Source organism: Mycobacterium sp. NBC_00419 (assembly GCF_036023875.1).
Lineage (GTDB): Bacteria > Actinomycetota > Actinomycetes > Mycobacteriales > Mycobacteriaceae > Mycobacterium.
In genome coordinates this window covers 4,295,459-4,316,186 of record NZ_CP107931.1, presented here as the reverse complement: position 1 = coordinate 4,316,186, position 20,728 = coordinate 4,295,459, and the positions used below count along the sequence as shown (strand labels likewise).

Annotated in this window: 22 protein-coding genes; all 22 read left to right on the top strand. The window is 67.3% G+C overall.

All coding sequences use genetic code 11. From position 1 onward, the window contains the following. The first annotated feature begins 1 nt into the window (after window position 1). The 22 genes from OG976_RS20605 (at window position 2) to OG976_RS20500 (ending at window position 20,726) form a co-directional block, all read left to right on the top strand. Entirely contained in the window at window positions 2-628 is a 627-nt protein-coding gene (locus OG976_RS20605; RefSeq protein WP_328352869.1) for a TetR/AcrR family transcriptional regulator, read from the top strand. Between the two features lie 15 nt (window positions 629-643). Continuing rightward, window positions 644-1,888: an acyl-CoA dehydrogenase family protein gene (locus OG976_RS20600; protein ID WP_328352866.1), complete on the top strand. Its 1,245-nt coding sequence runs from the start codon at window positions 644-646 to the stop codon at window positions 1,886-1,888. Window position 1,889: 1 nt separating this feature from the next. Next, window positions 1,890-2,861 (top strand): phosphotransferase family protein, encoded by a 972-nt coding sequence (locus tag OG976_RS20595; protein WP_328352864.1) that lies wholly within the window; start codon window positions 1,890-1,892, stop codon window positions 2,859-2,861. Further along, window positions 2,858-3,211, top strand: a complete 354-nt coding sequence (locus OG976_RS20590) for a DUF6285 domain-containing protein (protein WP_328352862.1) — start codon at window positions 2,858-2,860, stop codon at window positions 3,209-3,211. Before OG976_RS20595 ends, OG976_RS20590 begins: the two co-directional genes overlap by 4 nt. Further along, window positions 3,208-3,594: a nuclear transport factor 2 family protein gene (locus OG976_RS20585; protein ID WP_328352860.1), complete on the top strand. Its 387-nt coding sequence runs from the start codon at window positions 3,208-3,210 to the stop codon at window positions 3,592-3,594. Before OG976_RS20590 ends, OG976_RS20585 begins: the two co-directional genes overlap by 4 nt. 16 nt (window positions 3,595-3,610) lie before the next feature. Further along, on the top strand, window positions 3,611-4,138 hold the full coding sequence (locus tag OG976_RS20580; RefSeq protein ID WP_328352858.1) for a YceI family protein: 528 nt from the start codon (window positions 3,611-3,613) through the stop codon (window positions 4,136-4,138). A 41-nt stretch (window positions 4,139-4,179) separates the two neighbouring features. Next, the gene (locus OG976_RS20575; RefSeq protein WP_328352856.1) at window positions 4,180-4,584 is read left to right on the top strand and encodes an Rv3143 family two-component system response regulator; all 405 of its coding nucleotides are present in this window, start codon (window positions 4,180-4,182) and stop codon (window positions 4,582-4,584) included. A gap of 162 nt (window positions 4,585-4,746) precedes the next feature. Beyond that, window positions 4,747-5,106, top strand: a complete 360-nt coding sequence (locus tag OG976_RS20570) for an NADH-quinone oxidoreductase subunit A (RefSeq protein ID WP_328352854.1) — start codon at window positions 4,747-4,749, stop codon at window positions 5,104-5,106. Beyond that, window positions 5,097-5,651 (top strand): NuoB/complex I 20 kDa subunit family protein, encoded by a 555-nt coding sequence (locus tag OG976_RS20565; protein WP_328352853.1) that lies wholly within the window; start codon window positions 5,097-5,099, stop codon window positions 5,649-5,651. The genes OG976_RS20570 and OG976_RS20565 overlap by 10 nt, the downstream gene beginning before the upstream one ends. Continuing rightward, a complete protein-coding gene (locus OG976_RS20560; RefSeq protein WP_328352852.1) occupies window positions 5,648-6,319 on the top strand; it encodes an NADH-quinone oxidoreductase subunit C in 672 nt (223 codons plus the stop codon). Before OG976_RS20565 ends, OG976_RS20560 begins: the two co-directional genes overlap by 4 nt. After that, a complete protein-coding gene (gene nuoD / locus OG976_RS20555; protein ID WP_328352851.1) occupies window positions 6,319-7,629 on the top strand; it encodes an NADH dehydrogenase (quinone) subunit D in 1,311 nt (436 codons plus the stop codon). Before OG976_RS20560 ends, nuoD begins: the two co-directional genes overlap by 1 nt. A 36-nt stretch (window positions 7,630-7,665) precedes the next feature. Continuing rightward, window positions 7,666-8,376, top strand: a complete 711-nt coding sequence (nuoE, locus tag OG976_RS20550; RefSeq protein ID WP_328352849.1) for an NADH-quinone oxidoreductase subunit NuoE — start codon at window positions 7,666-7,668, stop codon at window positions 8,374-8,376. Next, window positions 8,373-9,686: an NADH-quinone oxidoreductase subunit NuoF gene (gene nuoF / locus OG976_RS20545; protein WP_328352847.1), complete on the top strand. Its 1,314-nt coding sequence runs from the start codon at window positions 8,373-8,375 to the stop codon at window positions 9,684-9,686. The genes nuoE and nuoF overlap by 4 nt, the downstream gene beginning before the upstream one ends. Then, window positions 9,683-12,067: an NADH-quinone oxidoreductase subunit G gene (locus tag OG976_RS20540; RefSeq protein ID WP_328352845.1), complete on the top strand. Its 2,385-nt coding sequence runs from the start codon at window positions 9,683-9,685 to the stop codon at window positions 12,065-12,067. Before nuoF ends, OG976_RS20540 begins: the two co-directional genes overlap by 4 nt. Window positions 12,068-12,078: 11 nt before the next feature. Then, a complete protein-coding gene (gene nuoH / locus OG976_RS20535; protein ID WP_442930554.1) occupies window positions 12,079-13,305 on the top strand; it encodes an NADH-quinone oxidoreductase subunit NuoH in 1,227 nt (408 codons plus the stop codon). Further along, window positions 13,298-13,864 (top strand): NADH-quinone oxidoreductase subunit NuoI, encoded by a 567-nt coding sequence (gene nuoI / locus OG976_RS20530; RefSeq protein ID WP_442930365.1) that lies wholly within the window; start codon window positions 13,298-13,300, stop codon window positions 13,862-13,864. Before nuoH ends, nuoI begins: the two co-directional genes overlap by 8 nt. Next, window positions 13,861-14,619 (top strand): NADH-quinone oxidoreductase subunit J, encoded by a 759-nt coding sequence (locus OG976_RS20525; protein WP_328352841.1) that lies wholly within the window; start codon window positions 13,861-13,863, stop codon window positions 14,617-14,619. The genes nuoI and OG976_RS20525 overlap by 4 nt, the downstream gene beginning before the upstream one ends. Next, window positions 14,616-14,915 (top strand): NADH-quinone oxidoreductase subunit NuoK, encoded by a 300-nt coding sequence (nuoK, locus tag OG976_RS20520; protein WP_167104890.1) that lies wholly within the window; start codon window positions 14,616-14,618, stop codon window positions 14,913-14,915. Before OG976_RS20525 ends, nuoK begins: the two co-directional genes overlap by 4 nt. Window position 14,916: 1 nt before the next feature. Then, window positions 14,917-16,800 (top strand): NADH-quinone oxidoreductase subunit L, encoded by a 1,884-nt coding sequence (nuoL, locus tag OG976_RS20515; protein ID WP_328352833.1) that lies wholly within the window; start codon window positions 14,917-14,919, stop codon window positions 16,798-16,800. A gap of 4 nt (window positions 16,801-16,804) precedes the next feature. Beyond that, window positions 16,805-18,400 carry an NADH-quinone oxidoreductase subunit M gene (locus tag OG976_RS20510; RefSeq protein WP_328352831.1) on the top strand — a complete coding sequence of 532 codons (1,596 nt, stop codon included), beginning with the start codon at window positions 16,805-16,807 and terminating at the stop codon, window positions 18,398-18,400. After that, window positions 18,397-19,962: an NADH-quinone oxidoreductase subunit NuoN gene (gene nuoN, locus OG976_RS20505; RefSeq protein ID WP_328352829.1), complete on the top strand. Its 1,566-nt coding sequence runs from the start codon at window positions 18,397-18,399 to the stop codon at window positions 19,960-19,962. The genes OG976_RS20510 and nuoN overlap by 4 nt, the downstream gene beginning before the upstream one ends. Next, window positions 19,962-20,726: an enoyl-CoA hydratase gene (locus OG976_RS20500; protein ID WP_328352827.1), complete on the top strand. Its 765-nt coding sequence runs from the start codon at window positions 19,962-19,964 to the stop codon at window positions 20,724-20,726. Before nuoN ends, OG976_RS20500 begins: the two co-directional genes overlap by 1 nt. Window positions 20,727-20,728: the final 2 nt, after the last annotated feature.

The window sequence follows — 20,728 nt, the reverse complement described above, 5'->3', positions numbered from 1 at the left end:
CGTGCCCGCCGACGCCCCGCGCACGCTGAGCAGTAAGGGTCGTCAGACCCAGCAGGCGATCGAGCATGCGGCGCGGAAGTTGTTCGCCGAGAGGGGCTTCCACGGCACCACCCTGTCCGACATCACGTCGGCGGCCGGTAAGTCGCCGGCGGTGTTCTATCGGTACTTCGGCGACAAAGAGGACCTGCTGGCCGCCCTTGCCGAGGAGTTCCTGCGTGACGTGGTCCTCCCGTCCGGGCTACGGGTGCACCTGCCCGAGTCACCCCACGACGACGGCTTCTTCCACACGGTGGTGCACGCGTATTGGGAGATGTTCAAGCAGAACATCGGCATCATGGTGGCCGTCGACCAGCTCGCCGCGACCCAACCCCGGTTCGCGGCACTGCAGAACCAGTTCCGCCAGTTCGGCATCGACATCGTCGCCGCCTCGGTGCGCCGCGCACAGGAGCAGGGTCACGCCGGTACCCTCAACGCCGAGCACACCGCGCTGGCGATCGCACTTCTCTTCGAGCAGTTCACCACGGTGTGCCTGCGCCCCGACACGGCGGGCCTTGGGGTCCGGCTCTCCGATGCCGAAGCCATCGCCACCCTGTCCACCATTTGGAAGAAAACCCTGTACGGCTTCTAGAGCAAGGAGATCACCGTGGATTTCACGCTGCCCGAACACCTTCCACCACTTCTGGCCGAGATGGACGCCTTCATCGAGGCCGAGATCAAACCGCTCGAGCGTGAGCACATGCAGTACTTCGACCGGCGCCGCGAGTTCGCCAGGACCGACGTCGACAACGGCGGCATCCCGCGTCGGGAATGGGAAGACCTGCTCGACGAGATGCGCCGTCGCGCCGACAAGGCCGGCTGGCTGCGCTACGGACTGCCCTCGAAGTTCGGCGGCCGCGACGGCACCAACCTCGACATGGCCGTCATCCGGGAACACCTGGCCCACAAGGGTCTCGGGCTGCACAACGACCTCCAGGACGAATCGTCCATCGTCGGCAACTTCCCCCAGGTCATCATGATGGACAGGTTCGGCACCGACGATCAGAAGAAGGACTGGATCGAAGCCATGCTGACCGGCACGCGGTCGATGGCGTTCGGGCTGACAGAACCCGACCACGGTTCCGACGCCACCTGGCTGGAGACCCGGGCCGAACGCGACGGCCAAGACTGGGTGATCAACGGCACCAAGCGCTGGAACACCGGTGTGCACCGCGCCACCCACGATCTGGTGTTCGCCCGGACCTCCGGCGAGGCGGGCCAGGCCCGCGGCATCACCGCGTTCCTCGTCCCGTGCGACGCCAAGGGATTCGAGGTGCCCTACTACTGGTGGACCTTCAACATGCCCAGCGACCACGCCGAGGTGGAACTGCGCGATGTGCGGGTACCCGCCGACGCGGTGCTCGGCCAGCTCGACCACGGGCTGGAGGTGGCCCAGACCTTCCTGCACGAGAACAGAATTCGTCAGGCCGCCAGCAGCCTGGGCGCCGCCCAGTACTGCATCGACCGCGCAGTCGAGTATGCCGGGCAGCGGGTCACCTTCGGCAAGCCGCTGTCGGTAAACCAGGCCATCCAGTGGCCGCTGGTAGAACTGCAGACCGAGGCGCAGATGGTGCGCCTGCTGGTCTACTACGCCGCGTGGGAGCTCGACCGCAATCACCACCTCGAGGTCTCCGACAAGGTGTCGATGGCCAACTACCGGGCCAACCGGCTGGTGTGCGAGGCCGCCGACCGGGCCATGCAGGTGCACGGCGGAATCGGCTACAGCCGCCACGAACCGTTCGAGCACATCTACCGTCATCACCGCCGCTACCGGATCACCGAAGGCGCCGAGGAGATTCAGATGCGCCGGGTGGCCCAGCGGATGTTCAAGTTCGGAAAGCCGGCCCGCTGAGGTGGCAGCCGAACAACTCTCCGCCGACCTCACCGCGGTACTGCGCCCACTGCTGGGCGCGACGACCGAGGTGGTGAACTTGCGGGCGCTGACCGGCGGGGCCAGCCGCACCACATGGGCATTCGAGGCGCTGACCGGATCGGCGCGCCGCGCTCTGATCCTGCGCACCGGACCACCCGACGACGTCCACGCCGGTATGGAGCTCGAGGCAGCAGTGCAGGCCGCGGCAGCCGAGGCGGGAGCACCGGTTCCCACCATCCTCGCCGCATCCAATTCCCCAGCGGCCCTGGGCAATCCGTTTCTGATCTGCGACGAGATCGCCGGCGAGACGATTGTCCGGCGCATCCAGCGCACCCTCGACGAGGACGGCCGGGCCGGTTTGTTGCGTCAATGCGCGGCAGCGCTGGCCGCCATTCACCGGGCCCGCACCGATGCGCCGGATCTCGCCGAACAGGAGCAGCTCGGCGAGTGGCATCAGCGCCTTGACGAAATGGGCGACACCACAGCCACATTCGAGTGGGCGTTCCGCTGGCTGGCCGCCAACCGGCCACCGCGCTCTGCTGCGGTCCTGGTACACGGCGACTTCCGTATGGGCAACCTCATCGTGGACGGCTCGAATCTGGCCGCGGTGCTGGACTGGGAACTGGTGCACATCGGCGAGATCTACGAGGACCTGGCCTGGTTCTGCATCCGCGCATGGCGTTTCGGTGCGCCGGCCAGCCGCGCGGCAGGCGGTCTGGGCAGCATCGACGAGTTCGTCGGCGCCTATGAGCAGGCCGGCGGCGCGCCCGTCGACCGGGAGGCCCTGCGCTGGTGGCTGGTGCTGGCGACGCTGCGCTGGGGGGTGATCTGCCGATTCCAGGCCGAACGTCACCTGTCGGGCCAGAGCCGCTCGGTGGAACTGGCCGCGATCGGTAGGCGCGTCTGCGAAACCGAGTGGGACGTCCTCGACCTGCTGGAGGGGGTGGCATGAGCGGGCTCAACGGGCGGCCCACCGCGGCCGAACTCGTCGCGGCGGTGGCCGAGTTCCTCGAAGGCGACGTTCGCGCAAACACCAGCGGGTCAGTCAATTTCCATGCGCTGGTGGCCGTCAATGTGCTGCGCACGGTCGAACGCGAGTTGCTCGACCGCAGCGCCACCGAACCGTTGGCGGCCCTGTCCGGGCTCGGCTACTCCGACGAGGACGCACTGGCCGCCGCGATCCGCGCCGGCGATCTCGACGAGCGCGCCGCGGACGTCGTGCCATGCCTTCGGGCCCTGGTGCGGCATCGGCTGGCCATCGCCCACCCCGGCTACGACCGGCCCGACACAGGAGCGCCATGAGCCCGACCCGAACCGAGATCCTCGACGTCGCCGACCGGTTGTTCGCCGCCATCGAGACCGGTGACATCCCGACCCTGACCGCCCTGTGGTCCGACGACGTCGTCGTGTGGCGCCAAGGCGGTGGACGCGAACGCGACAAGCCACGCGCCCTGGGCGTCATCGAGTGGTTCGTCGGCGCCACCACCGCACGCCGCTACGAGGTACTGGACCGCGAAGCCTTCGACAACGGCTTCGTCCAACAGCACATCCTGCACGCCACCACCCGCGGAGGTGAAAGTGTGGCGCTGCGGGTGTGTCTAGTGGTGAAGTTGAACGAGCACGGCTTGATCCGGCGTATCGACGAATACCTCGATCCCGCAGACCTGAACCCGCTGCTGCAATGAGCTGCAAGGAGGCCACATGACGGTGCTGCAAGGGCTGATCGAGAGCCCCGGGACGTGGACGGTGGCGCCAGCGCGCTCCACGGTGCGGTTCACCAACAAAACCCTGTGGGGCCTGGTGCCGGTCAACGGCGAATTCACCGATGTGAGCGGACACGGTGAGATCGCCGCGAACGGCGCCGTGTCCGGCCGGATCGATATCCGGGTGGCGTCGCTGAAAACGGGGATCGGCAAACGGGACGAGCATCTGCGCGCGGACGACTTTTTCGCTGCCGGTGCGCATCCGGAGATCACCGTCGTCGTCACCGCGGTCGAACCCACCGGTGAGCGCACCGCCGACCTGCGCGCCGACCTCACGGTGCGGGGCACCACCGAAACACTGACGCTGCCTGCCACGCTCGAGCGACTCGGCGACGACGCGGTGCGGGTGTCGACGAAGACCGCCCTGGACCGGACCAGGTTCGGTGTCGGCGGCAACCCGCTGGGCATGCTGCCGACCACCACCACGCTGTCAGCCGATCTCGTCTTCACCAAAGCTGACCGCTAATCCGCAGACCGGGCAGGGATTTTCGCAGTAGCATCGGCGGCGTGTCTGGCTCCGGCGCGCAGCCCATCCACGTCCTGGTGTACAGCAGCAATGCCCGCACCCGGGAGCAGGTTCGGCTGGCGCTGGGCAAGCGGGTGCATCCCGAACTGCCGGAGCTGACCTACACCGACGTCGCCACCGGACCGATGGTGATCCAGCTGATGGACGGCGGCGGGTTCGACTTGGTGATCCTCGACGGCGAGGCCGCTCCGGTCGGTGGCCTGGGCATCGCCAAGCAGCTCAAGGATGAGCTGGACCACTGCCCGCCGGTGCTGGTGCTGACCGGCCGGCCCGACGATGCCTGGCTGGCCAACTGGTCGCGGGCCGAGGCGGCGGTACCGCACCCGATCGACCCGATCAGGCTGGGCGAGGCCGTGGTGGAGCTGTTGCGCGCTCCAGTCCGGTAGCCAAACGCCAATTAGACTGTCGCTCTTGCCCTCTCAATTGGAGGGGGGCGGCGACCAGTTCTTGAAGCGACTCTAACGAAAACGCGTCGGCCCACGTCACAAGATCGCTAGGCTGTGTCATAGCTCACATCACAAGCCCAAGTGAGGGAGTGGCACAGCGGTATGAGTCTCTACACACCCATCTTGGTGCTGGGAGCCATTGCGGCGGGTTTTGCGGTGGTGTCGGTGGTCATCGCCCTGGTGATCGGCCCCCGGCGGTACAACCGAGCCAAGCTTGAGGCCTATGAGTGCGGGATCGAGCCGGTCGCCGGCGGGGCGATCGGCCAGCGGTTCCCCATCAAGTACTACCTGACCGCGATGTTGTTCATCGTCTTCGACATCGAGATCGTCTTCCTCTACCCGTGGGCGGTCGCGTTCGACCAACTCGGGACTTTCGCGCTGGTGGAGATGCTGATCTTCATGGCCACGGTGTTCGTGGCCTACGGGTACGTGTGGCGGCGAGGCGGCCTGGAATGGGATTAGAGGAACAGCTGCCGGGCGGCATTCTGCTGTCCACGGTGGAGAAGGTCGCCGGGTACGTCCGTAAAGGGTCGCTGTGGCCGGCGACGTTCGGGCTGGCGTGCTGCGCCATCGAGATGATGGCGACGGCGGGGCCGCGGTTCGACATCGCCCGGTTCGGGATGGAACGCTTCTCGGCCACCCCGCGCCAAGCCGACCTGATGATCGTCGCGGGACGGGTGAGCCAGAAGATGGGCCCGGTCCTGCGGCAGGTCTACGACCAGATGGCCGAGCCCAAATGGGTCCTGGCGATGGGCGTATGCGCCTCCAGTGGCGGGATGTTCAACAACTACGCGGTGGTGCAGGGCGTCGACCACATCGTCCCGGTCGACATCTATCTGCCCGGCTGCCCGCCGCGGCCCGAGATGCTGCTGCACGCGATCCTCACGCTGCACGCCAAGATCGCCGAGATGCCGCTGGGCGTGCACCGCGACGAGGTGGTGGCGGCCGCCGAGCAGGCCGCCCTGTCGGCGAAGCCCACGATCGAACTGAAGGGGCTGCTGCGGTGAATGAAGACAGCAGCGGTGAGGTCATCGGCGTGCGCCGGGGCATGTTCGGCATCAACGGCAGCGGCGACACCTCCGGTTACGGCCGGCTGGTGCGCGAGGTCGCCCTGCCGGGCAGCACACCGCGGCCCTACGGCGGCTACTTCGACGAGATCGTCGACCGGCTTGCCGAGGTCCTGGGAGCCGACGTGTTCGGCGCCGCCGTCGAACGGGTGGTGGTGTTCGGCGACCAGCTGACCCTCGACATCGCCCGCGCACACCTGCCCGCGGTGGCCTCCGCGCTGCGCGATGACGAGGCGCTGCGGTTCGAATTGTGTTGCGGGGTCTCGGGAGTGCACTACCCGGACGACGCGGCCCGGGAACTGCGCGCCTTCTACCCGCTGTTGTCGATCACCCACAACCGGCGGGTTCAGCTGGAGGTGGCCTGCCCGGACGCCGATCCCCATATCCCCTCGCTGTTTTCGGTGTATCCGACCTGTGACTGGCACGAGCGGGAGACCTACGACTTCTTCGGCATCATCTTCGACGGTCATCCCGGGCTGACCCGGATCGAGATGCCCGACGACTGGGTGGGGCATCCGCAACGCAAGGACTACCCGCTGGGCGGAATACCGGTGGAGTTTCAGGGCGCCCAGATTCCCCCGCCGGACGAACGCAGGTCGTATCACTGATGAGTACGCACATCGACGATGAGGACGGCGTGGTCGTCCTGGGCGGTCAGGACTGGGACGAGTTGGTGGCCGCCGCACGCCAGGGCGAGGTCGGCGAACGGATCGTGGTCAACATGGGTCCCCAGCACCCCTCCACCCACGGGGTGTTGCGGTTGATCCTGGAGATCGAGGGCGAGACGGTGACCGAAGCCCGGTGCGGCATCGGCTATCTGCACACCGGAATCGAGAAGAACCTCGAGTACCGCAACTGGACGCAGGGTGTGACGTTCGTGACGCGGATGGACTACCTGTCGCCGTTCTTCAATGAGACCGCGTATTGCCTTGGCGTGGAACGGCTTTTGGGCATCACCGATGACATCCCCGAACGGGCCTCGGTGATCCGGGTGATGCTGATGGAGCTGAACCGGATCTCCTCGCACCTGGTGGCACTGGCCACCGGCGGCATGGAACTGGGTGCGATGTCACCGATGTTCTTCGGTTTCCGGGACCGCGACCTGATCCTGTCGTTCTTCGAGGCCGTCACCGGGCTGCGGATGAACAACGCCTACATCCGGCCCGGCGGGGTGGCCGCCGATCTGCCCGAGGACGGCCCGGCGCGGCTCGAAGAACTGCTGGGGGTGCTGCCAGGTCACCTCGACGAGCTCGGCAACCTGTTGACCGAGAGCTACATCTGGAAGGGCCGCACCCAGGGCATCGGCTACTTGGATCTGACCGGCTGCATGGCCCTGGGTATCACCGGGCCGGTGCTGCGCTCCACCGGCCTGCCGCACGATCTGCGCAAGAGCCAACCGTATTGCGGTTACGAGACTTACGACTTCGACGTCATCACCGACACCGGTGCCGATTGCTATGGGCGATACCTGATCCGGGTCAAGGAGATGTACGAGTCGGTGAAGATCGTGCGCCAGTGTCTGGACCGGCTCGAGCCGGGGCCGGTGATGATCTCCGACAAGAAGCTGGCGTGGCCTGCCGATCTGAAACTCGGTCCGGACGGGCTGGGGAACTCCCCGGCGCACATCGCCAAGATCATGGGCACCTCGATGGAGGGGCTGATCCACCACTTCAAGCTCGTCACGGAGGGCTTCCGGGTGCCGGCGGGCCAGGTCTACATCGCGGTCGAGTCGCCCCGTGGCGAACTCGGCGTGCACATGGTGTCCGACGGCGGCACGCGCCCCTACCGGGTGCACTACCGGGACCCGTCGTTCACGAATCTGCAAGCGGTCGCGGCGATGTGCGAGGGCGGCATGGTTGCCGACGTGATCGCGTCGGTGGCATCGATCGATCCGGTGATGGGTGGCGTGGATAGGTGAGAGCCCGATGAGCGTCGACCGTGGATGGAGTGACAGGTGAGCGTCGATCTGGTGTTGGGCCCGCGCCCCGACGAACCGGGGCCGCCGATCGGTGGGCAGGACGTCTATCCGGCCGACGTGGTGGAGCGACTGGCCGCCGACGCGGCAACCATCGTCGGGCGCTACCCGCAGCCGCGCTCGGCGCTGCTGCCGCTGCTGCATCTGGTGCAGTCCGAGGACGGCTACCTGACGAAGGCTGGAATCGCGTTCTGCGCCAATCAGTTAGGACTCACCGATGCCGAGGTGACGGCGGTGGCGACGTTCTATTCGATGTATCGGCGCACGGCGACCGGCGAGTATCTGGTCGGGGTCTGCACCAATACGCTGTGCGCGATCATGGGTGGGGACGCCATCCTCGAGGCTCTCGAAACCGAACTGGCAGTTCACCCGGGCCAGACCACCGCCGATGGGCGGATCACCCTCGAACACATCGAGTGCAACGCCGCCTGCGACTACGCCCCGGTGGTGATGGTCAACTGGGAGTTCTTCGACAACCAGACCCCTTCGAGCGCACGCGAACTCGTCGCGGCCCTGCGCGAGGGCGAGGCCGTCACACCCACCCGCGGTGCCGCGCTGTGCACGTTCCGCGAGACCGCCCGCACGCTCGCCGGCGTCGGCCCCGACGTCGTCGACACCAGCCTGCCGGGTGACGCCACTCTGGCCGGCCTGCGGGTGGCCCGGTCGTTGGGTGAGGACGGAGCGCAATGAAGCTGACGCCGGTGCTGAGCCGGTTCTGGGACGAACCCGAACCGTGGACTCTGGCCACCTATCTGCGCCATGACGGCTACCGGGGGCTGCGCACCGCGCTGGGCATGAAGCCCGACGACGTCATCACGACGGTCAAGGAATCCGGGCTGCGCGGGCGCGGCGGTGCGGGATTTCCTACCGGCACCAAGTGGTCGTTCATCCCGCAGGAGGCCACCGGCGCGGGGGCCAAGCCGAAGTATCTGGTGATCAACGCCGACGAGTCGGAGCCCGGCACCTGCAAGGACATTCCGCTGCTGTTCACTACCCCGCACTTCCTGGTGGAAGGGGCGATCATCGCGGCGTACGCGATTCGGGCCCGGCACGCGTTCATCTATGTGCGCGGTGAGGTGGTGCCGGTGCTGCGCCGGTTGCAGAACGCGGTGGCCGAGGCCTACGCGGCGGGCTACCTCGGCACCGACATCCTGGGCTCGGGATTCGATCTCGACCTGATCGTGCACGCCGGTGCGGGCGCCTACATCTGTGGTGAGGAGACCGCACTGCTGGACTCGCTGGAGGGCCGTCGCGGCCAGCCCCGGCTGCGTCCGCCGTTCCCGGCGGTCGCCGGCCTGTACGCCTGCCCCACCGTCGTCAACAATGTCGAGTCGATCGCCAGCGTCCCGCCGATCCTGCAGCGCGGGGTGGACTGGTTCAAGTCGATGGGGACGGAGAAGTCCCCCGGCTTCACGCTGTACTCGCTGTCCGGGCATGTGACGCGGCCCGGTCAGTACGAGGCGCCGCTGGGCATCACGCTGCGCGAACTGCTCGACTATGCGGGCGGTATCCGCGCCGGGCACGAGTTGAAGTTCTGGACACCGGGCGGGTCGTCGACTCCGCTGCTGACCCCCGAACACCTCGACGTGCCACTGGATTACGAGGGTATGGCCTCGGTGGGGTCGATGCTGGGCACCAAGGCTCTTCAGATCTTCGACGAGACCACCTGTGTGGTCCGCGCGGTGCGCCGGTGGACCCAGTTCTACGCCCACGAGTCGTGCGGCAAGTGCACACCGTGCCGGGAGGGCACCTACTGGCTGGCCCAGATCTACGAGCGGCTCGAGACGGGCCGCGGGACCGCCGAGGACATCGACAAGCTGCTCGACATCTCCGACACCATCTTCGGAAAGTCGTTCTGCGCGTTGGGCGACGGTGCGGCCTCGCCGATCATCTCCTCGATCAAGTACTTCCGCGAGGAGTACGAGGCGCACCTGGATGGCACCTGCCCCATCGATCCGTATGCCTCGATGCTGGCCGCACCGGAAGGAGTGGGAGCGTGACACAGGCCAAAGATGCAGGTGCGCCACCGGTTGCGTCAGTCGAGATGGTCAACCTCGTGATCGACGATGTCGAGTTGGCGGTTCCCAAGGGCACGTTGGTGATTCGCGCCGCCGAGTTGATGGGCGTGCAGATCCCCCGGTTCTGCGACCACCCGCTGCTCGACCCGGTGGGCGCCTGCCGGCAGTGCCTGGTCGAGGTCGAAGGCCAACGCAAGCCGATGGCCTCGTGCACGATCACCGTCACCGAGGGCATGGTGGTGCGCACCCAGTACACCTCCGAGTCCGCCGACAAGGCCCAGCACGGCGTGATGGAGCTGCTGCTGATCAACCACCCGCTGGACTGCCCGGTGTGCGACAAGGGTGGGGAATGCCCGCTGCAGAACCAGGCGATGTCCAACGGGCGGGTGGAGACCCGGTTCACCGACATCAAACGCACCTTCCCCAAGCCGATCAACCTGTCCAGGCAGGTCTTGCTCGACCGTGAGCGGTGTGTGCTGTGTGCGCGGTGCACCCGGTTCTCCACCCAGATCGCCGGGGACCCGTTCATTGAATTGCTCGAACGCGGTGCACTGCAGCAGGTCGGGATCGCCACCGGTGAGCCGTTCGACTCGTACTTCAGTGGCAACACCGTCCAGATCTGCCCGGTGGGCGCGCTGACCGGAACCGCCTACCGCTTCCGTGCCCGCCCGTTCGACCTCGTCTCCAGTCCCAGTGCGTGCGAACACTGCGCATCGGGTTGCGCCCAGCGCACCGATCATCGCCGCGGTGTCGTGCTGCGTCGGCTGGCCGGCGACGACCCCGAGGTCAACGAGGAGTGGAACTGCGACAAGGGCCGCTGGGCATTCACCTACCCGACCCTGGGCGACCGGATCACCACTCCCCTGGTTCGCGACGACGACGGCGGGCTCCGCCATGCCTCGTGGTCGGAGGCCATCGCGACCGCCGTCGCCGGGCTGACGGCAGGGCGCACCGGTGTCCTGGTCGGTGGCAGGGTGACCACCGAGGACGCCTACGCCTACTCCAAGTTCGCCCGAATGGTGCTGCGCACCAACGACATCGACATGCGCAGCCGCCCCCATTCGGTGGAGGAGGCGCAGTTCCTGGCCGCGCACGTTGCCGGGCGAAGGCCCGTCAGCTACGCCGATCTGGAAACTGCGCCGGTGGTCGTGCTGGCCGGATTCGAGCCGGAGGAAGAATCGCCGATCGTGTTCCTGCGGTTGCGCAAGGCGGTCCGCAAACGAGGGCTCAAGGTAGTGGCGGTGGCGCCGCTGGCCTCGCGCGGGTCGGTGAAGCTGGCCGCGCACGTCCTGACGACCGCACCCGGTGGAGAGGCCGCGGCGCTGGACAGCCTCGACGAGGCGCTGTTGTCCGAACCCGGTGCGGTCATCCTCGTCGGTGAGCGGCTGGCCACCAGCCCGGGGGCGTTGTCGGCCGCCTGCCGGTTGGCACAGCGGACCGGCGCGCGGCTGGCCTGGATTCCGCGCCGCGCCGGGGAACGCGGCGCTCTGGACGCCGGATGCCTGCCCAACCTGCTGCCCGGCGGCCGGCCGGTGACCGACGCGGCGGCCCGCGAACAGCTCAGAGCCGCTTGGCATGTCGACGAGCTCGTTGCCGAGGAGGGCCGCGACACCAGCGGCATCCTTGCCGCCGCCGCCGACGGTGAGCTCGACGCGCTACTGGTCGGCGGCGTGGATCCCGCCGACCTGCCCGACCCGCACACCACGCTTGCGGCCATCGAAGCCGCGGGGTTCGTGGTGAGCCTGGAGCTGCGCGAGTCGGCGGTGACCGCGCTCGCCGACGTCGTGTTCCCGGTGGCGCCGGTCGCCGAGAAGGCGGGTTCGTTCACCAACTGGGAGGGCCGCAACCGGCCGTTCGAACCGGCGCTGCCGTCCAACGCGTTCGCCGATCTGCGGGTGTTGCAGACGATGGCCGACGAACTCGGCGCCGACCTCGGGTTCCGTACCGCCGAGCAGGCCCGCACCGAGCTGGCCGCACTGGGCGGCTGGGACGGGGCCCGGGCAGCGGCACCCGAGGTGCCGCCAGGACGGGCGCCGTCGCTCGACAGTGGCGAGGCGGTGCTGGCCGGCTGGCGGATGTTGTTGGACGACGCCCGCTTACAGGATGGTGAGCCGTATCTGGCGGGAACCGCGCGGCCCGCGGTGGTGCGGTTGTCGCCGGCGACCGCGGCGGGAATCGGCGCCGCCGAAGGGGATGTGGTCAGCGTGTCCAGCGGGCGCGGTGCGGTCACCCTGCCGCTGGTGATCACCGAGATGCCCGACGGCGTCGTGTGGTTGCCGCTGAAATCACCCGGCAGCGCGGTCCACGACGAGCTCGCCGTCACCACCGGCACCGTGGTCCAGATCGAGCGGGAGGCGCCGTGAGTTATCCGGACATGACGGTGTTCGGCCACGACCCGTGGTGGCTGATCCTGATCAAGGCGCTGGCGATCTTCGTGTTCCTGCTGCTGACCGTGCTGGTCGCGATCCTCGCCGAACGCAAGATCCTGGGCCGCATGCAGATGCGCTACGGCCCGAACCGGGTGGGACCGTTCGGTCTGCTGCAGTCCCTGGCCGACGGCATCAAACTCGCACTGAAGGAAGGGCTGACACCCACCGGGGTAGACAAGCCCATTTACCTTCTGGCACCGATCATTTCGGTGATTCCGGCGATCACGGCCTTTTCCGTCATCCCGTTGGGTCCGGTGGTGTCGGTGTTCGGCCACCAGACTCCCCTGCAGTTGACCGACCTGCCGGTGGCAGTCCTGTTCATCCTGGCCGTCACCTCGATCGGCGTGTACGGGATCGTCCTGGCCGGGTGGGCCTCAGGATCGACCTACCCGCTGCTGGGCGGTCTGCGTTCCAGCGCCCAGGTGGTCTCCTACGAGATCGCGATGGCGCTGTCGTTCGCAGCGGTGTTCGTCTACTCCGGAACCATGTCGACATCGGGAATCGTTGCCGCCCAGGAGAAGACGTGGTACGTCTTCCTGCTGCTGCCGTCGTTCGCGGTGTACGTCACGGCGATGGTCGGCGAGACCAACCGCGCCCCCTTCGACCTGCCGGAGGCCGAGGGCGAACTGGTGGGCGGCTTCCATACCGAGTACAGCTCGTTGAAGTTCGCGATGTTCATGCTGGCCGAGTACGTCAACATGACCACCGTCTCGGCCCTGGCGACCACGCTGTTCCTCGGCGGCTGGCACGCACCGTGGCCGCTGAGCCTGATTCCCGGGGCCAACACCGGCTGGTTGCCGCTGATCTGGTTCGTGGCCAAGGTGTGGACGTTCCTGTTCGTGTTCATGTGGCTGCGGGCCACGCTGCCCCGCATGCGCTACGACCAGTTCATGGCCCTGGGCTGGAAGCTACTGATCCCGGTGTCGCTGGTGTGGATCATGATCGTCGCGGTTCTGCACGCCAGCGGGGTCACCGGTGTGATCCCGGGCCTGCTCGCCGCCGCTGCACTGCTGCTGGTCCTGCTGGCGGTCAAGGCGTTGCGCCGCAGGCGGGCTGACCGTCACCCGGAGGCGCCGGCACCGCCCGCCGATGCCGGCGCGTTCCCGATACCTCCAATGCCCGGCCTGCCGGCGCTCGGCCCGATAACAGCCAAGGAGAAAGCCGATGCCTAAGTTCCTCGACGCCGTCAAGGGTTTCGGTGTCACCTTCGGTGCGATGTTCAAGCGCCCGATCACCGAGGGGTATCCCGAGACGCCGGGCCCGGTGGCGCCGCGCTACCACGGCCGCCACCAACTCAACCGCTACCCCGACGGCCTGGAGAAGTGCATCGGCTGTGAGCTGTGCGCATGGGCCTGCCCCGCCGACGCGATCTATGTGGAAGGCGCCGACAACACCGAGGCCGAACGCTTCTCCCCCGGCGAGCGCTACGGCCGGGTGTATCAGATCAACTATCTGCGCTGCATCGGCTGCGGACTGTGCATCGAGGCCTGCCCCACCCGTGCGCTGACGATGACCAACATCTACGAGATGGCCGACGACAACCGCGGTGACCTGATCTACGGCAAGGACAAGCTGCTGGCGCCGCTGCAGCCGGGCATGCAACCGCCGCCACACCCGATGGCGCCGGGCACCACCGACGACGACTACTACCTGGGCAGGGTCGGCGGGCAGGAGCGAAGCGACCCGGGGATCAGGCCCGGCATCCCCGGCTCCGAGGAGGTGACCCGGTGATCACGCTGCTGGCAGCCGAAACACTGACCCATACCTCGACATCCGAGGCGGTGGCGTTCTGGATCCTGGGCGCGATCGCCGTCGCCGGGGCCATCGGTGTGGTCGCCGCACCCAAAGCCGTCTACGCCGCCATCTTCCTGGCCTCGACCATGATCGCGCTGGCGATGATCTACGTGGCGCAGGAGGCACTGTTCCTCGGCGTGGTCCAGGTGGTGGTCTACACCGGCGCGGTGATGATGCTGTTCCTGTTCGTGTTGATGCTCATCGGTGTCGACTCCTCGGAGTCCCTGGTGGAAACCATTCGGGGGCAACGTGTCGCGGCCATCGTGGCCGGCCTCGGCTTCGGGATCCTGCTGATCGCCGGTATCGGCTCGGTGGCGACGACGGGCTTCACCGGCTTGGCGCAGGCCAACCAGGGCGGCAACGTCGAAGGCCTGGCGACCCTGATCTTCACCCGCGATCTGTGGGCCTTCGAACTCACCAGCGCGCTGCTGATCACTGCGGCGCTGGGTGCGATGGTGCTGGCTCACCGGGAACGCTTCGAGCGGCGAAAGTCGCAGCGCGAGATGGTCGTCGAACGCTTCCGCACCGGCCAGCGGGCCACCCCGCTACCGGCGCCCGGCGTCTTCGCCCGGCACAATGCCGTCGACACCTTCGCCTGGCTGCCCGACGGCTCCGACGAGGACTCCTCGGTGTCGATGATCACCCAGCGCCAATCGGTGTCGGTACCCGAGGGCAGGGACGGCGAGCAGTGAACCCGGCCAACTACCTCTACCTGTCGGTGCTGCTGTTCACCATTGGCGCATCCGGGGTGTTGTTGCGGCGCAACGCCATCATCATGTTCATGTGCGTGGAGTTGATGCTCAATGCCTGCAATCTGGCATTCGTCACGTTCTCCCGCATGCACGGCCATCTCGACGGCCAGGTGGTCGCGTTCTTCACCATGGTGGTGGCGGCCTGCGAGGTGGTGGTCGGCCTGGCCATCATCATGACCATCTTCCGGACCCGACGAAGCGCCAACGTCGACGACGCCCACCTGCTGCGGCATTGATATGACGACGCTGCTCTGGTTGACCATTGCGCTGCCCCTGGCCGGGGCAGTCGTGCTGCTGCTGGGCGGAAAAGCCACCGACGCGTGGGGCCATCTGCTGGGCTGCGCGACGGTGATCGGCGCTTTCGCCTGTGGCGCAGTGCTGTTCACCCACCTTCTCGGCCTGCCCGCCGAGGAGCGCAGCGTGCATGAGGTGTTGTTCTCCTGGGTGCCGGTCGGGGTGCTGAAGGTGGACTTCGGCCTGCAACTCGACGCGCTGTCGGTCTGCTTCGTGCTGCTGATCACCGGGGTGGGTGCGTTGATCCACATCTACTCCGTCGGCTACATGGCGCATGATCCCGCCCGCCGCCGGTTTTTTGCCTACCTCAACCTGTTCGTCGCCGCGATGCTGCTGCTGGTGCTCGCCGACAACTACCTCGGCCTCTACATGGGCTGGGAGGGCGTGGGTTTGGCGTCCTACCTGCTGATCGGTTTCTGGTCGCACAAGCCCAGTGCCGCCGCCGCAGCCAAGAAGGCCTTCGTGGTCAACCGCGTGGGCGACATGGGGCTGGCGATCGCGCTGATGGTGTTGTTCGCCTCAGTCGGGTCGGTCACCTTCAGCACAGTGTTCGCCGCGGTGCCGGGCATGACGAACGGCGCACTGACCGCCGTCGGCCTGCTGTTGCTACTCGGCGCCTGCGGCAAGAGCGCCCAGGTGCCGCTGCAGTCCTGGCTGGGTGACGCCATGGAGGGCCCCACCCCGGTCTCGGCCCTGATCCACGCCGCGACGATGGTGACCGCCGGGGTGTACCTGATCGTGCGTTCGGGCCCGGTCTTCAACGCCGCACCGGCCGCCCAGACCGCGGTCGTCATCGTCGGCGCGGTGACGCTGCTGTTCGGCGCGATCATCGGCTGCGCCAAGGACGACATCAAGAAGGCGCTGGCCGCCTCCACGATGTCCCAGATCGGCTACATGGTGCTCGCCGCGGGCCTGGGGCCGGCGGGCTACGCGGTGGCCATCATGCATCTGATCACTCACGGCTTCTTCAAGGCCGGTCTGTTCCTCGGCGCCGGGTCGGTGATGCACGCGATGGACGACGAGACCGACATGCGCCGCTACGGTGGCCTGCGTTCGCTGCTGCCGATCACCTTCGTGACGTTCGGCCTGGGCTACTTGGCCATCATCGGGGTGCCGCCCTTCGCCGGGTTCTTCTCCAAGGACGCCATCATCGAAACCGCTTTCAATTCAGGCGGCCTCAGGGGGTGGCTGCTCGGCGGTGCTGCCCTGCTCGGTGCCGGCATCACCGCCTTCTACATGACCCGCGTGATGCTGCTGACGTTCTTCGGGCAGAAGCGGTGGAAGCCCAATAGCCATCCGCACGAATCCCCGCACGTGATGACCTGGCCGATGATCGTGCTGGCCGTTGGTTCGGTCGGGGCGGGCGCGGTACTGGCAATCGGGCACACCCTGCAGAACTGGCTGGAGCCGGTGGTCGGCAGCCACGAGGCCGAACACACCATCCCGGCCTGGGTCATGACCACGACCGTGCTGGGTGTCGTGGCCATCGGTGTCGCCGTCGCCTACCGGCAGTACGCCATGCACAACGTTGCGCAGACGGCGCCGCAGGACGTGTCGGCGCTGACCGTCGCCGCGCGGCGCGACCTCTACGGCGACGCCCTCAACGAAGCGACGTTCATGCGCGGCGGCCAGGAACTGACCAAGGCGCTGGTGGTGTTCGACGACAAGGGCGTCGACGGCGCCGCCAACGGGCTGGCGACTCTGGTGGGCCGGGTGTCAGACCGCCTGGGGCAGATGCAGACCGGCTTCGCCCGCTCCTACGCGCTGTCGATGCTGGCCGGTGCCGCACTGGTGATCGCCGCCGTGCTGATCAGGACATGGGGGTGAGCTGATGACGACCATCCCGTGGCTGACCCTGCTGTGGGCCATCCCCGTCGTCGGCGCGGCGGTGATCATTGTGCTACCCGCCTCGCTGCGCCAATTCGCCAAGTACGCGGGTCTTTTCGTCGCGCTGGCGGTACTCGTGCTGTCGCTGGTGCTGGCCGCGCGGTTCCAGCCCGGCGGTGAACAGTTCCAGTTCGTCGAAGACCATCCGTGGATCCCGTCGTTCGGCACCGGCTACATCCTCGGGTTGGATGGCATCGCCCTGGTTCTGGTGGTCCTGACAGCGGTACTGGTACCGCTTCTGATGATCGCCGGATGGAACGACGCCGACGACCGGCCGGGACTGTCGGGACGCGGGACGCACAGCTACATCGCCCTGACGCTCGCGGTCGAGGGCATGGTCCTGATGTCGCTGGCCGCCCTCGACATCCTGCTGTTCTACGTGTTCTTCGAGGCGATGCTCATCCCGATGTACTTCCTCATCGGTGGCTTCGGGGGAGGAAACAGGACTGAATCCGATGTCGCCGCCTCCGCGGCTCCGAAGGCCGCGGTGAAGTTCCTGCTGTACAACCTGTTCGGCGGCCTGGTCATGCTGGCCGCCGTCATCGGGTTGTACGTGGTCACCGCCACCAGCAAGGCCTTCGACGCCGGCACCTTCGACTTCCGGGCGATCGCCGACGCCGTGTCCACCGGGCATTTCGCCCTGCAACCCGGTGTGGCCAACGCGCTGTTCCTCGGCTTCATGTTCGCCTTCGCGGTCAAGGCCCCACTGTGGCCGTTTCACCGGTGGCTGCCTGATGCGGCCGTGCAGGCCACGCCTGCCTCGGCGGTGTTGATGATGGCGGTGATGGACAAGGTCGGCACCTTCGGCATGCTCCGGTATTGCCTGCCGCTGTTCCCCGATTCGGCGGTGTACTTCCGGCCCGTCATCGTCGCCCTGGCCGTGATCGGGATCGTCTACGGCGCGATCCTGGCGATCGGCCAGACCGATGTCATGCGGCTGATCGCCTACACCTCGATCAGTCACTTCGGCTTCATCATCCTGGGCATTTTCGTGATGACCAGCCAGGGCCAGGCCGGCTCCACGCTGTACATGGTCAACCACGGCATCTCGACCGCCGCACTGTTCCTGATCGCCGGGTTCCTGGTGAGCCGGCGCGGTACGCGCGTCATCGCCGCCTACGGCGGGGTGCAGAAGGTGGCGCCGGTGCTGGCCGGCACGTTCCTGATCTCGGGTCTGGCGACGTTGTCGCTGCCCGGTCTGGCACCGTTCATCAGTGAATTCCTGGTTCTCATCGGCACATTCACCCGGTATCCGGTGTTCGCGGTCTGTGCGACGATCGCGCTGGTGCTCTCGGCGCTCTACATCCTGTGGATGTATCAGCGGATGATGACGGGCCCGGTCACCGAGGGCAACGAGACCGTGCGCGATCTGGGCCGCCGTGAGCTTGTGGTGGTGGCCCCGTTGATCGCCCTGCTGATCGCGCTCGGGGTGTACCCGAAGATCGCACTGGACGTGATCAATCCGGCCGTCACGGCGACCCTGACGTCCATCCACCAGCCCGACCCGGCTCCCACCGTCGCGGAAGGAGCGCGGCCATGACGCCGCCCAGCATCGAATACAGCCAGCTGGCACCGATGTTGATCGTCTTCGGTGCGGCGGTGGCAGGCGTGCTCGTCGAAGCGTTCCTGCCGCGAAAGCCCCGCTATCTCACGCAGGTCGCATTGAGCCTTGCCGCTCTGGTGGCCGCACTGCTCGCAGTCGCCAGGCTGGCCCGCGACCTCGGCGACGGGCTCGGGCAGTCGGTGATCGTCGGTGCCGTCGACATCGACCGACCCGCCCTGTTCCTGCAGGGCACCATTCTGCTCATCGGGATACTCAGTGTGCTGCTGATCGCTGAACGGCGCACCCCGGCGGAATCACCTGACGGTGCAGTGGCTTTGGATGCGTTCACCGCGGATGCCTCGACCGTGCCGGGCAGCGTGGCCGAGAAGGTGGCCACCAAGGCGGGTCTGATCCAGACCGAGGTCTTTCCGCTGACGATGTTCGCCATCGGCGGGATGATGCTGTTCCCCGCGGCCGGTGACTTCCTGACGATGTTCATCGCACTGGAGGTCTTCTCGCTCCCGCTGTACCTGATGTGCGGGCTGGCCCGCCGCCGTCGACTCCTGTCCCAGGAAGCGGCACTGAAATACTTTCTGCTCGGGGCATTCTCGTCGGCGTTCTTCCTCTTCGGCATCGCCATGCTGTACGGGTACGCCGGCACGATGAGCCTGACCGGCATCCAGCAGGCCATCGCCACCACACCCGGCGACACCACGCTGGCCCTCGTCGGTACCGGCCTGGTCACCGTCGGCCTGCTGTTCAAAGTCGGTGCAGTGCCGTTCCATTCGTGGGTGCCCGACGTCTACCAGGGCGCCCCCACCCCGATCACCGGATTCATGGCCGCGGCCACCAAGGTCGCCGCGTTCGGCGCGATGCTGCGGGTGTTCTACGTCGCGCTGCCCGCGCTGCACCACGGCTGGCGCCCGGTGTTGTGGGTGGTGGCCATCCTGACGATGGTCGTCGGCACCGTCACCGCGGTGACGCAGACCGACGTCAAGCGGATGCTGGCCTACTCGGCGGTGGCGCACGCTGGTTTCATCCTGACCGGTGTGATCGCCGGGAATCGGCCCGGACTGTCGGCCACGCTGTTCTACCTGTTCGCCTACGCGTTCTCCACGCTGGGCGCCTTCGCAGTGGTCAGCGTGGTGCGCGACGCCAACGGGGCCGAGGAAACCTCGATGGCCCGCTGGGCCGGCCTGGGTCGCCGCTATCCGCTTGTCGGCGCGGTGTTTTCACTGTTCCTGCTTGCGTTCGCCGGAATCCCGCTCACCAGCGGATTCGTCAGCAAGTTCGCGGTGTTCAAGGCGGCCGGTCAGGGCGGAGCCATCCCACTGGTGGTGGTCGGCGTGCTCGCCTCGGCGATCGCCGCCTACTTCTACGTCCGGGTCATCGTGCTGATGTTCTTCACCGACCCGCCCGAGGACGCCCCCGAGGTCATCACCCCGAGCTCGCTGAGTGTCGCGACCATCACCCTGACGGCCGCGATCACCTTCGCGCTCGGGGCGTTGCCGCAGCCGCTGCTGGACCTGGCGAACAATGCGGCTAGATTCTTGACCTGATGATCCTTCTGAGCGAGGACCGCGGCGCCGTCCGGGTCCTGACGATGAACCGTCCCGAGGTGCGCAACGCGCTGAGCACCGAGCTGTTCGAAACCCTGTATGCCGCGCTCGACGAGGCCGACGCCGACGACGCGGTTCGCGCGGTGGTACTCACTGGCACCGACCCGGCGTTCTGCGCGGGCGTGGACCTCAAGCAGGCTCAGCACCTCGGGATGGACTACTTCTCCCGCTTCGACAAGATGAACTGCATGAACCGTCTAGTGGCACTGGGCAAGCCGGTGATCGGGGCGATCAACGGTGCGACGTTCACCGGCGGCCTCGAGATCGCGCTGGCGTGCGACTTCCTGATCGCGTCGGAGCGCGCGGTGTTCGCCGACACCCACGCCCGGGTCGGCATCCTGCCCGGCGGTGGGATGACCGCGCGGCTGCCGCGGCTGGTCGGCTCCGGGATGGCCCGGCGGCTGTCGATGACCGGTGAGGTGGTCGACGCGGCGCGCGCCGAGAAGATCGGTCTGGTCACCGAAGTCGTTGCCCACGAACAGCTTCTGGGACGTGCACTGGAGTTGGCTGCCCAGATTTCCGAGGTTCCCGGGCCGGTGATGTCGGGCCTGAAGGAGATCTACCGCAGCGGTACGGCCGCCATCACCGACCCGGCGCTGAAGGCCGAACGTGTGGTGTCGGCCAACTCCCACGTCGACACCGCGGAGCTTGCCGCCCGCCAGCGCGAGGTGACCGACCGCAACAAGCGCCAGATCAAGGGCTAGTA

What these genes read in the sequence shown, in the direction of transcription:
- nuoF (WP_328352847.1), top strand. Translation starts at nt 8,373, where the DNA reads ATGAAGCTGACGCCGGTGCTGAGCCGGTTCTGGGACGAACCCGAACCG.
- OG976_RS20585 (WP_328352860.1), top strand. Translation starts at nt 3,208, where the DNA reads ATGAGCCCGACCCGAACCGAGATCCTCGACGTCGCCGACCGGTTGTTC.
- nuoN (WP_328352829.1), top strand. Translation starts at nt 18,397, where the DNA reads ATGACGCCGCCCAGCATCGAATACAGCCAGCTGGCACCGATGTTGATC.
- OG976_RS20510 (WP_328352831.1), top strand. Translation starts at nt 16,805, where the DNA reads ATGACGACCATCCCGTGGCTGACCCTGCTGTGGGCCATCCCCGTCGTC.
- OG976_RS20580 (WP_328352858.1), top strand. Translation starts at nt 3,611, where the DNA reads ATGACGGTGCTGCAAGGGCTGATCGAGAGCCCCGGGACGTGGACGGTG.
- OG976_RS20590 (WP_328352862.1), top strand. Translation starts at nt 2,858, where the DNA reads ATGAGCGGGCTCAACGGGCGGCCCACCGCGGCCGAACTCGTCGCGGCG.
- nuoD (WP_328352851.1), top strand. Translation starts at nt 6,319, where the DNA reads ATGAGTACGCACATCGACGATGAGGACGGCGTGGTCGTCCTGGGCGGT.
- nuoI (WP_442930365.1), top strand. Translation starts at nt 13,298, where the DNA reads ATGCCTAAGTTCCTCGACGCCGTCAAGGGTTTCGGTGTCACCTTCGGT.
- OG976_RS20565 (WP_328352853.1), top strand. Translation starts at nt 5,097, where the DNA reads ATGGGATTAGAGGAACAGCTGCCGGGCGGCATTCTGCTGTCCACGGTG.
- OG976_RS20570 (WP_328352854.1), top strand. Translation starts at nt 4,747, where the DNA reads ATGAGTCTCTACACACCCATCTTGGTGCTGGGAGCCATTGCGGCGGGT.
- OG976_RS20500 (WP_328352827.1), top strand. Translation starts at nt 19,962, where the DNA reads ATGATCCTTCTGAGCGAGGACCGCGGCGCCGTCCGGGTCCTGACGATG.
- nuoL (WP_328352833.1), top strand. Translation starts at nt 14,917, where the DNA reads ATGACGACGCTGCTCTGGTTGACCATTGCGCTGCCCCTGGCCGGGGCA.
- nuoH (WP_442930554.1), top strand. Translation starts at nt 12,079, where the DNA reads ATGACGGTGTTCGGCCACGACCCGTGGTGGCTGATCCTGATCAAGGCG.